A 13,408-nucleotide genomic window follows, 5' to 3' on the forward strand; every position below is an offset into this window, starting at 1 on the left:
ATGTGTATCACAATAGGTTGTTTCATAAGATGGAGGATAACAATATGGCAGAGAACAAAATCAAAACGATCGGCGTTTTGACCAGTGGCGGTGACGCACCTGGAATGAATGCTGCAATCCGTGCTGTTGTCAGAAGAGGATTAAGCAGCGGACTGAACGTAAAGGGAATCTATAAAGGATACAGCGGTCTCTTAAATGAAGAGATCAGGGACATGACAGCAAAAGATGTTTCCGATACGATTGAACGAGGCGGAACAATTCTTTACACTGCCAGATGTGCAGAGATGAGAACAGAGGAAGGACAGCAGCAGGCTGCAGAAATCTGCAGAAAACATGGAATCGACGGCCTTGTTGTTATCGGTGGAGACGGTTCCTTCGCAGGTGCTCAGAAACTTGCGAACCTTGGAATCAATACCATTGGACTGCCGGGAACTATTGACCTTGATATCGCATGTACTGAGTATACGATCGGTTTCGATACAGCTGTAAACACAGCTATGGAAGCTATTGATAAGGTACGTGATACATCTACATCCCATGAGAGATGCAGTATCATTGAGGTTATGGGACGTAACGCCGGATACCTTGCTGTATGGTGCGGTATCGCCAACGGTGCTGAGGACGTTTTGATCCCGGAGAAATATGATTATGACGAGCAGAAGCTTATTGACAATATCGTTGAGAGCCGTAAGAAAGGCAAGAAACACCACATTATCGTAAATGCTGAGGGTATCGGACATTCCGAAGCCATGGCGAAACGTATCGAGGCTGCAACAGGTATCGAGACACGTGCTACTATCCTCGGACATATGCAGCGTGGTGGAAACCCGACATGTAAGGACCGTGTATATGCGTCTATGATGGGTGCTCTTGCAGTAGATCTTCTTGTTGCCGGAAAACGCAGCCGTGTAGTTGGATACCGTCATGGTGAGTTTGTTGATTTTGACATCAATGAGGCTCTTGCAATGCAGAAGAATGTAGACTCCTACATGTGGGAGGTCTGCAATTCACTTTCTCATAATTACAGAAAATAATATTTATGAACTTAAAAAAAGTTTCAGACGGATTGCATAAACTGAATACGTCACAAATAATTGCCCTCGGCTTTGCGGGGGTGATTTTTGTAGGTGGACTTATTTTGTGGCTGCCGTTCTGCAGTGCACCCGGGCAGGCTGTTACCTTCCCGGATGCTGTTTTTACGGCGGCAACCAGTGTATGTGTGACAGGACTTTCCACAGTTGTTATGGCGACACGGTGGAGTAACATCGGAAAAATCGTCATACTGTGCCTGATACAGATCGGAGGCATTGGCCTGATCGCTCTTGCAAATATGATCTTTATCAGCTTTCGCAGGAAAATTTCCCTCAAAAACCGTCGGATCATCAAAGAATCCTATAACCTGGATCAGATGGGCGGCGTGGTTCCGGTCATGCGGAGTGTAGTAAAATGTGTATTCCTGGCAGAAGGAGTCGGTGCGGTTCTGTATGCAATCTGCTTTGTGCCGGAATTCGGATGGAAAAAAGGTATGACTCATGCTGTGTTTCTGGCAATATCTGCATTCTGCAATGCAGGAATCGACCTTTTCGGGGAAACAAGTCTTGCTGCTTATGTGAGCAGCCCACTGGTGAATCTTACGACAATCGGACTGATCATTGTTTCAGGACTTGGATTTATTGTATGGTGGGATCTCTGGGATAAATTTCGTAAGATCATAAAGAAAGAACTTTCCCCGGGGAGATTTTTTCGGGTGTTGCGTCTTCAGAGCAAACTGGTCCTTACCATGACTGGGATACTGGTATTTGCAGGCGCACTGCTTGTATTTATCTTTGAATCCGGAAATCCGCTTACACTGGCAGACAAGCCACTTGGAACAAAGATCATGGCATCTTTTTTCCAGTCAGTGACAACACGTACAGCTGGATTTTATACGATAGATCAGTCACAGCTGTCCACATCGACAGTGATCATCTCTCTGCTTTGGATGTTTACCGGTGGTTCTCCTATGGGAACAGCCGGTGGTGTGAAGACAACGACTATCGCGGTTCTGATCCTTTCCATTGTAGCGTACCTTCAGGGAAAAAAAGATGTGGAAGTTTACGGTCGGAGGATTCGCGAGAGCTATCTCCGTTCAGCAATGGTTGTTGCCGGAACCAGTTTGCTGATACTTTTTACTATGTCGGTTCTTTTATCAGCAGCAATGCCGGAAGCAGATCTGGCAGATATTTTGTATGAAATCACTTCCGCAGTGGCAACAGTAGGACTTTCCAGAGGACTGACACCGCAGTTAAATGTGACAGGTAAATGGATCGTGATCCTCACTATGTATCTGGGACGTATTGGGCCGCTGACTCTGGGAACAGCAGTTGTGGCAAAAGTACGCAACATGCCGGGAAGTACCACTCATCTGGGTGAAGAGGATATTATGATCGGTTAAACAGGAGAAAAGAATGAAGAATAAATCATTTGCTGTGATAGGTCTGGGACAGTTCGGAATGACTCTTGCAGTGACACTTGCTGAGTCAGACTGTGACGTTCTTGCCATTGACGACAAAGAAGAAAATATTGAAGAAATTTCCGAAAAAGTAACCTACGCGGTGAAAGCGGATGTACGTGAGCCGGGGATCCTCAAGGCACTGGGTGTTCAGAACGTGGATGTGGCGATCATTGCAGTTGCGGAAAATCTGGAGGCCAGCATTTCCGCGACCATGCAGGCCAAGGATCTGGGAGTTCCTTTTGTAGTAGCGAAGAGCATGAATTCCCTTCATGGACGTATTCTTGACAAAATCGGTGCAGATAAAATCATCTATCCGGAACAGTCAATGGGGCTGCGTGTAGCCAGAAATCTTATGTCCGGCGGATATCTGGATGTGTTTGAACTTTCCTCGGAATTCAGCATAGCAGAGTTTGCCATTCCGGAATCCTGGATCGGAAAAAGCCTCGTAGAGCTTAATGTCAGGGAGTGTTTTCATATCAATATCATCGGTATCAAGCAGGGTGAGAATGTTACTGTGGATCTGAAACCTTCCGAACCGCTTCCGGAGCATTGTTCCGTAATCGCCATTGGAAAGAATAAAGATCTGAACGCAAGCTCTGAGGGACTGCGTTCGTAAGCAGGCAGCAAAATGAAATGTGAAAATCTGCTTTGCCCGGAATCGGCATTTATGCAGGAAAAACGGATAAGCAGAAATGGAGAAATAAAAACATGATAACCAGCGTATCAAATGCAAAAATAAAAAATGTCATGCAGCTGAACCAGAAAGCGAAAGCCAGAAGAGAGCAGGGACTTTTTGCGGCAGAAGGCAGAAAGATGTTTCTGGAAGCACCGGAAGAATGGGTTTCACAGGTGTTTGTCTCAGAGAGCTTTTCCCAGGATGGGGAGCTGATGGCACAGGTGGAGAAATATCCGTACGAGATCGTAAAGGATTCAGTATTCCGTCAGATGTGTGACACCAAGACACCACAGGGAATTCTGACAGTTCTGAAGCTTCCGGCCTGGAGCGAGGACGATGTACTTGCAGGCGAAAATCCACTTGTGATGGTTCTCGAAGATCTGCAGGATCCGGGAAATGCAGGAACCATTCTTCGAACCGGTGAAGGCGCAGGAGTCAGCGGGGTTTTTCTCACAAAAACATGCGTGGATATCACCAATCCAAAAGTGATTCGTTCCACTATGGGATCCATTTACAGAATGCCTTTTCTATATGTGAAAGATGTGGTATCATTAGAAAAGAAGCTGAAAGAAAATGGAATCCGCAGTTTTGCAGCTCATTTGAAAGGTGAGAATTCCTACGATCAGGAATCCTATAAAGGCGGCACAGCGTTTTTTATCGGAAACGAGGGAAAAGGTCTGACAGACCAGGCGGCAGAAGCAGCAGACTGTCTCATCCGGATTCCGATGTGCGGCAAGGTAGAATCCCTGAATGCTGCCATGGCATCAGGAATCCTGATGTATGAAGCTGCAAGACAGAGAAGAGAATAATTTTTTCAAAAAAGAGAGGAGGGGTTTTATGACACCTTTAGTCTGGCTTGGAATACTGGCAATTTTACTGGTAATTGAGGCGATCACAGTAGGACTTACCACTGTCTGGTTTGCAGGCGGTGCTCTTATTGCGTGCGTTGCGTCGTGGCTTGGGCTTGGGATCGTTGTACAGCTCCTTTTATTTTTCGGAGTTTCCGTGGTGCTTCTGATCTTTACCAGACCTCTGGCGGTCCGCTACATGAACAAGGGCGTGGAGAAGACCAATGCAGAGAGCCTTCTGGGAAAAAGAGCTGTAGTCATACAGCAGATCAACAACCTGGCCCAGACCGGGCAGGTACGGATCAATGATATCGAATGGACTGCCCGTGCGACTGATGATTCAGTTCAGATCCCGGCAGGTGCAGTTGTCGAGATCGAAGAGATCCGCGGCGTGAAGCTGATCGTAAAAGAACTTAGCAAGGAGGGCTAAAATTATGGGTGGAATTATTGTTTTGCTTGTAGTCATTGTTCTTGTTCTGTGGATACTGGCATCCTGCATCCGTATCGTACCGCAGGCCTACGCAGTGGTACTGGAAAGACTGGGTGCTTACAAGGCTACATGGGGAACAGGTATCCATTTCAAGGTTCCGTTTATTGAGCGTGTTGCAAGAAGAGTGAACCTGAAAGAGCAGGTTGTGGATTTCCCACCGCAGCCGGTGATCACAAAAGATAATGTAACCATGCAGATTGACACTGTAGTATTTTTCCAGATTACAGATCCGAAGCTTTATGCATATGGCGTTGAGAATCCGATCATGGCCATCGAGAATCTTTCCGCTACCACACTTCGTAACATCATCGGTGATATGGAGCTGGATGAGACACTGACATCCCGTGAGGTAATCAATACCAGAATGAGAGCTTCCCTTGATGAAGCTACAGATCCATGGGGAATCAAGGTCAACCGTGTTGAGCTTAAGAACATCATTCCTCCGGCAGCGATCCAGGATGCCATGGAGAAACAGATGAAAGCTGAGCGTGAGAGACGAGAGGCTATCCTGAAAGCAGAAGGTGAGAAGCGTTCTACTATCCTTGTGGCAGAAGGAAAGAAACAGTCTGCGATCCTTGACGCGGAGGCTGAGAAACAGGCGGCTATCCTTCATGCTGAAGCACAGAAAGAGCGTATGATAAAAGAAGCAGAAGGTCAGGCACAGGCAGTTCTCAAAGTACAGCAGGCAACTGCAGAGGGACTCCGCATGATAAAAGAAGCAGGTGCAGATGAGTCTGTTCTTACACTGAAAAGCCTGGAGGCACTTACAAAAGTTGCCGACGGCAAAGCAACGAAGATCATCATTCCGTCCGAGATACAGGGCATCGCAGGGTTGGCAACATCCCTGAAGGAAATTATGACAGATAAACCGGCAGAGCAGAAATAAATCTGCAGCCGTGAGGAGGATATATTATGAATCTTAAAGGGAGAAATTTCCTGACACTGAAAGACTTTACACCGGAAGAGATCCTTTACATGATAGATCTTGCAGAAAATCTTAAAGCCAAGAAAAAGGCCGGAGAGCTTCATGAGTATTACAGAGGCAGGAACATTGCCCTGATTTTTGAAAAAACAAGTACGAGAACACGCTGTTCTTTCGAGGTGGCTGCTCATGATCTTGGAATGGGTTCCACTTACCTTGATCCGACAGGTTCCCAGATCGGAAAAAAAGAGAGCATCGCTGACACAGCAAGAGTTCTTGGAAGAATGTACGAGGGAATCGAGTACCGCGGATTCGGCCAGGATATCGTTGAGGAACTTGCAAAACATGCAGGTGTTCCGGTATGGAATGGTCTGACAAATGAGTATCATCCGACACAGATGCTTGCAGATATGCTGACAGTACGTGAGCATTTCGGCAAACTGAAAGGTCTGAAACTTGTATACATGGGTGATGCCCGCTACAACATGGGTAATTCCCTGATGATCGTATGCTCCAAACTTGGTCTTGATTTCGTGGCATGTACCAACAAAAAATACTTCCCGAATGACGAGCTTGTAGCTCAGTGCCAGCAGTGGGCAAAAGAAGCAGGTTCTACTATCACTCTTACAGAAGATGTTGAGGCCGGAACAAAAGATGCAGATATTGTTTACACAGATGTATGGGTATCCATGGGCGAGCCTGACGAAGTATGGACAGAGCGTATCCATGACCTGACACCGTACAAAGTTACCAGACATGTAATGGAGAACGCAGGCGAGAAAGCAATCTTCCTTCACTGTCTGCCGGCATTCCATGACCTTAAGACAAAGATCGGCAAAGAGATGGGCGAGCGTTTCAACCTCACAGATATGGAAGTTACAGATGAGGTATTCGAGTCTCAGCAGTCTAAGGTATTTGACGAAGCTGAGAATCGTATGCACACGATCAAAGCTGTGATCGTTGCAACATTGGGAGAGCCGGAGAAATAATGTCAGATTTATTTAATGAAGAAATAATTTCACAGGCAACACATACAAAATGGGCGGGCAAAACCGTCCATTTTGCAAGAGAAATTGATTCCACCAATCTCTGGGGAAAACGTGTCTGGAAAGAAGAAGGCGCAAAACACGGCGAACTTTTTGTAGCTGAATATCAGTCGGCAGGACGCGGACGTTTCACAAGACGCTGGAGTGCACCGCCGGACAGTGCAATAACCATGAGCATTCTCATCTGTCCGGAATTTTCCCCGATGAAAGCTCCGATGCTGACCCTTGTTATGGGACTTTCCGTTGCGCAGGCAGTGGCAGATCTCGGGCTTGATGTGGGAATTAAATGGCCCAATGACGTAGTTGTTTCCCGCAAAAAGATCTGCGGTATCTTAACAGAGATGACCATGAAGCAGGACAAGATCGGCTGTGCTGTCATTGGTGTCGGGATCAATGTAAATATGGACAGCTTTCCGGAGGAGATGGCTGACAAAGCTACTTCGCTGTATCTGGAAAGCGGACATGTTTTTGACAGGGCTGAAGTAGTCGGGCTTGTGATGAAGCATTTCGAAGAAAATTACGAGAGATTTGTACAGACAGAAGATCTGTCAGGGATGAAGACAGATTATGAAAAGCTGCTGGCAAACCTGAACCAGCCGGTACGTGTACTGAATCAGAATGATCCATATGAGGGAATTGCACGGGGAATCAACGCAGGTGGCGAGCTTCTTGTGGAACGTGCAGATGGAAGCATTGAGGAAGTAAATTCCGGAGAAGTTTCTGTGCGCGGCTTGTACAGCTATGTATAAAACCGGATTATAATGCAGATGAGAGATGCAGGACTGTGCAGAGTGATATTGAAATTGCTGTCAGTTACAGCTTCATCAGAAACTGCAGACAGCTGTGTTCGGAGTGACAGAAGTAAACGCTTTCGGACAGTAATTGTATTTAATGTGTAGAGGAGATTTTATGTATCAGGATAATATTGTGCTTTGCGGAGCAAGCTCTTATGAGCAGAAATACTATTTTAACCAGGATTTTGCATCCCTTCCGGACGCAGTAAAACAGGAGCTGCAGATTATGTGTGTGCTTTTTACAGAGGATGTAGGCGGAATCCTGACACTGGAATATGATGAGAACGGAAATCTGCAGTTTAAGACAGAGGCACTGGAGGCAGACGGCCGTTTTGATGAGATCGGAAGCGCACTGAAGATCAAAGAGATCCAGCGCAATAAGAAAGATCTTCTGGAATCCCTGGAAATGTATTATAAAGTATTTTTCCTCGGGGATATCCCGGATGAGGAACTTAAGAAAAAAGCAGATGCAGTTGAGGACTGATCCATGAAGATGCAGTGGAAGATCGGAAATGTGGAGATGGAGAATCCTTTTGTGCTTGCACCAATGGCAGGGGTGACAGATCTGGCATTCCGAAAACTTTGCAAGGAGCAGGGAGCAGGCCTGATCTGCATGGAAATGGTCAGTGCAAAAGCCATTTCCTATCATAATAAAAATACAGAAGCACTGATGGAAATCGACCCCGGAGAACATCCGGTGTCCATGCAGCTTTTTGGCAGTGAGCCGGAGCTGATGGCTGAAGTGGCAAAAAGCATTGAGGATCGTCCTTTTGACATTCTTGATATCAATATGGGATGCCCGGTTCCGAAGGTAGTAAACAATGGCGAGGGCTCCGCACTTCTGAAAAATCCAAGGCTCATTGAACAGATCGTACGAAGTGTTTCCGGAGCAGTTTCCAAACCTGTGACTGTGAAGGTGCGGATCGGTTTTGACGAGAATACACCTGTTGATGTGGTAGAGATCGCCAAGCGTGTGGAAGATGCCGGAGCAGCGGCCATTGCAGTTCATGGAAGAACAAGGCAGCAGTACTATTCCGGGCAGGCTGACTGGGATGCCATCCGTCGTGTGAAAGAGGCTGTGACGATTCCTGTGATCGGGAACGGAGATATCGTGTCCCCGGAAGCGGCAGAAGAAATGTTTAAAGAGACTGGCTGTGATGCAGTGATGATCGGCCGCGCAGTCCGTGGAAATCCGTGGATATTCCGGGAGCTGAACCACTACTTCCGGACTGGCGAAAAGCTGCCGAAACCCTCTGTGGAGGAAGTCTGTGAGATGATTTTGCGTCATGCGCGAAACCAGATTGAGATCAAGGGAGAATATATCGGGATCCGGGAGATGCGTAAACATGTGGCCTGGTACACAGCAGGTATGCGCCACAGTGCCGGGATTCGGAGAGAATCCAATAATATTGCAAGCTATGAGGAGCTGAAAAAGCTTACAGATATGCTTTTGGAACGATAAGAAAAATGCTTGGAAGAACCGTGTGGAAATCTGGAATTTCCTGCGGTTTTTTCTGCGTTTTCAGAGCTCTTTTTTCGACGTGGAATGCTTGACAATACTGGGGCTTTTCGGTATAATACAGGAATTGTGAATATCCTGAGATTTTTACGCCCTTTTTTAGAAAAAAGAGCTCTTGGGAATGGTAGCAACAGAAATATCCGAAGCTGTATTTTTTCAGAAAAATAGCACGGTTTTGAAAGGAAGTAAGGCAAAATGGAAGAAGCAAAGAAGAACTTACTCACATACGCAGGACTTAGAAAACTGGAAGACGAGCTGCACGATCTGAAAGTTGTTAAGAGAAAAGAAGTTGCAGGAAAGATTAAAGAGGCCAGAGAGCAGGGAGACCTTTCTGAGAACGCTGAGTACGATGCAGCAAAAGATGAGCAGAGAGATATCGAGGCACGTATTGAGGAGATTGAGAAGATCCTTAAGAATGCCGAGGTTGTAGTAGAGGACGAAGTTGATCTTGACAGAATCAGCGTAGGCTGCAAGGTTAAGGTTCATGATTATGAGTTTGAGGAAGACATGGAGCTGAAGATCGTAGGTTCTACAGAGGCTAACAGCCTTGAGGGCAAGATCTCCAACGAGTCTCCGGTAGGCAAGGCACTGATCGGTGCACACACCAACGATATCGTTGAGGTTGAGATGCCGTCCGGAATTATGAAATACAAAGTTCTTGAGATCCAGAGAAACGTATAATATAACTGTGAAACAGTTATTTAATTATGAGCAAGTAGCGAATGTGGATTGCAAATATCCGCTAAACGATTGGTAGATTAAGGAGGCCGACAAGTGGCAGAGCAGAAGAAGCAGGATGTAAACCAGCTGCTTAAGGTACGTCGTGATAAACTGGCAGACCTTCAGGCAAATGGCAGGGACCCGTTTCAGATCACAAAATTTGATCAGACACATCATTCCCTTGAGGTAAAGAATCTCTATGAAGAACATGAGGCAGAGCTTCTCAGAGACCGCAAGGAGCTTGATGTAACAGGTCTTGATGAAGAGCAGGCAAAAGAGGCTCAGAAGAAGGATTATGAAGAAAGAAGAAGCATCATGGATGCAAGCCCGATCCACGTATCGATCGCAGGACGTATGATGTTCAAGCGTGTAATGGGAAAAGCTTCTTTCTGTAATATCCAGGATTTACAGGGTAATATTCAGGTTTATGTGGCAAGAGACGCCATTGGAACTGATTCCTATGCAGATTTTAAGAAATCTGATATCGGTGATATTTTTGGTCTGGAGGGATTTGCTTTCAGAACAAGAACAGGTGAGATCTCCATTCATGCAGAGAAGATGACCCTTCTTTCCAAGAGCTTACAGATCCTTCCTGAGAAATTCCACGGACTGACAGATACAGATACCCGTTATCGTCAGAGATATGTGGATCTTATCATGAACCAGGACAGCAAGAATGTATTCATCAAACGTTCCCAGATCCTTAAGGAAATCCGTAACTTCCTTGCAGGACGTGACTTCATGGAAGTGGAGACACCAATGCTGGTTTCCAACGCAGGTGGTGCCGCTGCAAGACCCTTTGAGACACATTACAATGCACTGAACGAAGACGTTAAGCTTCGTATTTCCCTGGAGCTTTATCTTAAGAGACTGATCGTGGGCGGACTTGAGAGAGTCTACGAGATCGGTCGTGTATTCCGTAACGAGGGTGTTGATACTCGTCACAATCCGGAGTTCACTCTGATGGAGCTTTATCAGGCATATACTGACTATGAGGGAATGATGGAGCTGACAGAGTCCATGTTCCGTTATCTTGCAGAGAAGGTCTGCGGTTCCACAAAGATCTCCTACAACGGTATTGAGATCGACCTTGGAAAGCCGTTCGCACGTCTGACCATGAACGATGCCATCAAGAAATATACAGGAATTGATTTTGACGAAGTAGCAGATGATGAGGCAGCTAAGAAACTTGCGGATGAGCATCATATCGAATATGAGGATCGTCACAAGAAAGGTGATATCATCAACCTCTTCTTTGAGGAATACTGTGAGAAAGAGCTGATCCAGCCGACATTTATCATGGATCATCCGATCGAGATCTCTCCGCTGACCAAGAAGAAACCTTCCGATCCGAACAAGGTAGAGCGTTTCGAGCTCTTTATCAATACATGGGAAATGTGTAACGCATATTCCGAGCTCAACGACCCGATCGATCAGAGAGAGCGTTTCAAAGCACAGGATGCTCTTGCAGACGCAGGTGATGAGGAAGCAAACCATACAGATGAAGACTTCCTGAACGCACTGGAGATCGGTATGCCGCCAACAGGTGGTATCGGATACGGAATCGACCGTCTCGTTATGCTTCTGACAGACAGCCAGGCAATCAGAGACGTACTGCTGTTCCCGACAATGAAGTCACTGGACGCTGATAAGAAAGCTTCCAAGCCAGCAAACAGCACTTCTGAAGCAGCACCGGAGAAAGAAGAAGTAATTGATTTCTCCAAGGTAAAAGTGGAGCCGTTATTTGAGGAATTCGTAGATTTCGATACTTTCAGCAAATCAGATTTCAGAGCTGTAAAGGTAAAAGCATGTGAAGCTGTTAAGAAATCCAAGAAGCTGTTACAGTTCACTCTGGATGACGGAACAGGCACAGATCGTACCATTTTAAGCGGTATTCACGCTTATTACGAGCCAGAAGAACTGGTTGGTAAGACACTGATCGCTATCACAAATCTGCCTCCAAGAGCTATGATGGGAATTGAATCCTGTGGTATGCTGTTATCTGCAATTCATGAGGAAGAGGGAGAAGAAAAACTTCATCTTCTGATGGTTGATAACCATATTCCGGCAGGTGCAAAGCTGTACTAAAATTAAATATTAAATGTCTAAAACCATGATGTCAGACTGCGTTTGACAACAATTTGACAACAAAATTTGGGATAATAATGAATCGTTATGAAGCATGACGAATTTCAGGTGGAAAGACACAGGTTTGAGAATGAAATCAAAATTGATTCACTGGATCAATGATTGATATGCATGACAACAAGAGCACTTCTTAGAGTTTAATCTGAGAGGTGCTTTTTTTCGTACTCAAAAATATATCCCGGCAGTCAACTTCTGTAAAACAGTGAATCTAATTTTGGAGGAAAATATCATGGATAAAAATTATAAACCAATCACAAGTATGAAGGAAGTACCAGAGCAGCTTAGAAAATTACGCCGACAGTATCTACGTTATCAACAGGCAGAGATTATTTACAGTATTTCTCATAAGAAACTTTTTAAACTCGCCAGTGATGCAGGTGCGATTTACAGAATAGATGGAACCGTATTGATCAAGCAATGCAGTGTAGTGGATCATAAAATGAGCAATGATACGTTCACGTTTCTTCTGGAAAACAGGGCGTGCTGACTTTGTGTAAGAAGTACATTTGATAAAACGTGTTACATCATGAGGATCTTATTTATAAGTTTCTGGATCTAAATAAATGGAGAGAAAAGAAAACACGTGGTGAAAAATGATGTTTCGGTGAAACACATGAAATAAAAATGAAACAAATGAAATAGGGTTGACATTTTATACATTGATTCTTATAATTTCAAATATAAAATTGGTAAAAAGATACAACAAACAATGCGAGAATAGCAAAAAAGAATGTGAAATACGTTGAAAAAGGAGGTGATGATATGGGGCAACAATAAGAGATGTTGCAAAAAGAGCAGGAGTATCACCAGCTACGGTTTCAAGATATTTTCATGGGAAAAATGTTGTAACAACGGAAACCTCCAAGAGAATTGAAAAAGCAGTTCGAGAACTTTCATATAAACCTGTATATAAACAAAAGAATCCCGGTGTAATTGCTGTTTTAATTCCAAATCTTAAGCTGGCATATTTCAGTGAGGTTCTAAAGAATTTCCTAGATGCGGTTCCGAAATATGGTTGCAGAATGATATTTATTCCTGTTGTGGGTCAAGATGAGTCTTATAAACAATATTTTAAAGAACTGGATATCACGGGCGTAATTTATCTGGAGGAAAATACAAATCAGGATATGCTCAATTATATAGCGGCTAAGAGTATTAAAATGGTGATGTTTGGTGCAATCAGTGAGGATCAGCGATGCAAAATGATTCATATCAATGATTTGGCAGCAGCACATGAAGGCGCAAGATATCTTCTTGAACTTAAGCATGAGAGAATCTTGATTATATCGGATTATCCTAAGAGTATCAGCTCCGGATTTCAGCGTATTGCAGGATGCAAAAGAGCTTTCGAGGAATATGGATTGGAATTCGATGCAGATCGAGTGAAATATGGTGAGTTGACATATAATAGTGGGTATCGTATAACCACGCAGGCACTTCAACAGGGAATTTCTTTTACAGCAGTATTTGCATTCAGTGATGAAGCCGCATTGGGGGTTATCAGTGCTCTGGCTGAGAGAGGGTTAAGAGTTCCGGAGGATGTTTCCGTTATGGGATTTGACGGGATTAGTTTATCTAGGCAGGTAACTCCCAAGCTAACAACTATCCGTCAGCCTATCAAAAAAATGATAGAGCAGACATTGGATACTTTTCAGAACCAGAAAAGGGAAGAAAACATAGAAATTACATTACCCTACAAACTGGAAGAAGGAGAAACCTGCATTCTCAATCAGAAAATATTAAAAGAATAG

Annotated in this window: 14 protein-coding genes; all 14 read left to right on the forward strand. The window is 44.7% G+C overall.

Annotation, left to right across the window (positions count from 1 at the left end; all coding sequences use genetic code 11):
• Positions 1–44: 44 nt before the first annotated feature.
• The 14 genes from pfkA (at position 45) to AC04Q4_RS12950 (ending at position 13,408) form a co-directional block, all read left to right on the forward strand.
• Entirely contained in the window at positions 45–1,034 is a 990-nt protein-coding gene (pfkA, locus tag AC04Q4_RS12885; protein ID WP_173738112.1) for a 6-phosphofructokinase, read from the forward strand.
• Between the two features lie 5 nt (positions 1,035–1,039).
• On the forward strand, positions 1,040–2,434 hold the full coding sequence (locus AC04Q4_RS12890) for a TrkH family potassium uptake protein (protein WP_243251527.1): 1,395 nt from the start codon (positions 1,040–1,042) through the stop codon (positions 2,432–2,434).
• Positions 2,435–2,447: 13 nt separating this feature from the next.
• Positions 2,448–3,110, forward strand: a complete 663-nt coding sequence (locus AC04Q4_RS12895) for a potassium channel family protein (protein WP_173757243.1) — start codon at positions 2,448–2,450, stop codon at positions 3,108–3,110.
• 92 nt (positions 3,111–3,202) lie between these two features.
• Positions 3,203–3,979, forward strand: coding sequence for a TrmH family RNA methyltransferase (locus tag AC04Q4_RS12900; RefSeq protein ID WP_476389109.1), 777 nt, complete (start codon positions 3,203–3,205; stop codon positions 3,977–3,979).
• Between the two features lie 28 nt (positions 3,980–4,007).
• On the forward strand, positions 4,008–4,448 hold the full coding sequence (locus tag AC04Q4_RS12905; protein WP_173738109.1) for an NfeD family protein: 441 nt from the start codon (positions 4,008–4,010) through the stop codon (positions 4,446–4,448).
• Positions 4,449–4,452: 4 nt separating this feature from the next.
• Entirely contained in the window at positions 4,453–5,394 is a 942-nt protein-coding gene (locus tag AC04Q4_RS12910) for an SPFH domain-containing protein (RefSeq protein WP_173738108.1), read from the forward strand.
• Between the two features lie 26 nt (positions 5,395–5,420).
• On the forward strand, positions 5,421–6,419 hold the full coding sequence (argF, locus tag AC04Q4_RS12915; protein WP_173738107.1) for an ornithine carbamoyltransferase: 999 nt from the start codon (positions 5,421–5,423) through the stop codon (positions 6,417–6,419).
• A complete protein-coding gene (locus tag AC04Q4_RS12920; protein ID WP_173738106.1) occupies positions 6,419–7,225 on the forward strand; it encodes a biotin--[acetyl-CoA-carboxylase] ligase in 807 nt (268 codons plus the stop codon). The genes argF and AC04Q4_RS12920 overlap by 1 nt, the downstream gene beginning before the upstream one ends.
• A 160-nt stretch (positions 7,226–7,385) precedes the next feature.
• Complete coding sequence (locus tag AC04Q4_RS12925; RefSeq protein ID WP_119239784.1) at positions 7,386–7,754, forward strand: DUF6145 family protein; 369 nt, start codon at positions 7,386–7,388, stop codon at positions 7,752–7,754.
• Positions 7,755–7,763: 9 nt separating this feature from the next.
• Positions 7,764–8,732 (forward strand): tRNA dihydrouridine synthase DusB, encoded by a 969-nt coding sequence (dusB, locus tag AC04Q4_RS12930; RefSeq protein WP_334297457.1) that lies wholly within the window; start codon positions 7,764–7,766, stop codon positions 8,730–8,732.
• 252 nt (positions 8,733–8,984) lie between these two features.
• Positions 8,985–9,470 (forward strand): transcription elongation factor GreA, encoded by a 486-nt coding sequence (greA, locus tag AC04Q4_RS12935; RefSeq protein WP_015526720.1) that lies wholly within the window; start codon positions 8,985–8,987, stop codon positions 9,468–9,470.
• Between the two features lie 93 nt (positions 9,471–9,563).
• Positions 9,564–11,597 (forward strand): lysine--tRNA ligase, encoded by a 2,034-nt coding sequence (gene lysS, locus AC04Q4_RS12940; RefSeq protein WP_476389110.1) that lies wholly within the window; start codon positions 9,564–9,566, stop codon positions 11,595–11,597.
• Positions 11,598–11,886: 289 nt separating this feature from the next.
• Complete coding sequence (locus tag AC04Q4_RS12945; protein WP_243121599.1) at positions 11,887–12,144, forward strand: DUF6462 family protein; 258 nt, start codon at positions 11,887–11,889, stop codon at positions 12,142–12,144.
• Between the two features lie 286 nt (positions 12,145–12,430).
• Positions 12,431–13,408 (forward strand): LacI family DNA-binding transcriptional regulator, encoded by a 978-nt coding sequence (locus AC04Q4_RS12950; RefSeq protein ID WP_173738136.1) that lies wholly within the window; start codon positions 12,431–12,433, stop codon positions 13,406–13,408.

This window comes from Blautia sp. HA8986, assembly GCF_056504635.1.

Excerpts from the sequence above, each read along its gene's own strand:
- AC04Q4_RS12900 (WP_476389109.1), top strand. The coding sequence starts at position 3,203 with ATGATAACCAGCGTATCAAATGCAAAAATAAAAAATGTCATGCAGCTG.
- greA (WP_015526720.1), top strand. The coding sequence starts at position 8,985 with ATGGAAGAAGCAAAGAAGAACTTACTCACATACGCAGGACTTAGAAAA.
- AC04Q4_RS12925 (WP_119239784.1), top strand. The coding sequence starts at position 7,386 with ATGTATCAGGATAATATTGTGCTTTGCGGAGCAAGCTCTTATGAGCAG.
- AC04Q4_RS12895 (WP_173757243.1), top strand. The coding sequence starts at position 2,448 with ATGAAGAATAAATCATTTGCTGTGATAGGTCTGGGACAGTTCGGAATG.
- dusB (WP_334297457.1), top strand. The coding sequence starts at position 7,764 with ATGCAGTGGAAGATCGGAAATGTGGAGATGGAGAATCCTTTTGTGCTT.
- AC04Q4_RS12920 (WP_173738106.1), top strand. The coding sequence starts at position 6,419 with ATGTCAGATTTATTTAATGAAGAAATAATTTCACAGGCAACACATACA.
- AC04Q4_RS12910 (WP_173738108.1), top strand. The coding sequence starts at position 4,453 with ATGGGTGGAATTATTGTTTTGCTTGTAGTCATTGTTCTTGTTCTGTGG.
- AC04Q4_RS12890 (WP_243251527.1), top strand. The coding sequence starts at position 1,040 with ATGAACTTAAAAAAAGTTTCAGACGGATTGCATAAACTGAATACGTCA.
- pfkA (WP_173738112.1), top strand. The coding sequence starts at position 45 with ATGGCAGAGAACAAAATCAAAACGATCGGCGTTTTGACCAGTGGCGGT.
- argF (WP_173738107.1), top strand. The coding sequence starts at position 5,421 with ATGAATCTTAAAGGGAGAAATTTCCTGACACTGAAAGACTTTACACCG.
- AC04Q4_RS12945 (WP_243121599.1), top strand. The coding sequence starts at position 11,887 with ATGGATAAAAATTATAAACCAATCACAAGTATGAAGGAAGTACCAGAG.
- AC04Q4_RS12905 (WP_173738109.1), top strand. The coding sequence starts at position 4,008 with ATGACACCTTTAGTCTGGCTTGGAATACTGGCAATTTTACTGGTAATT.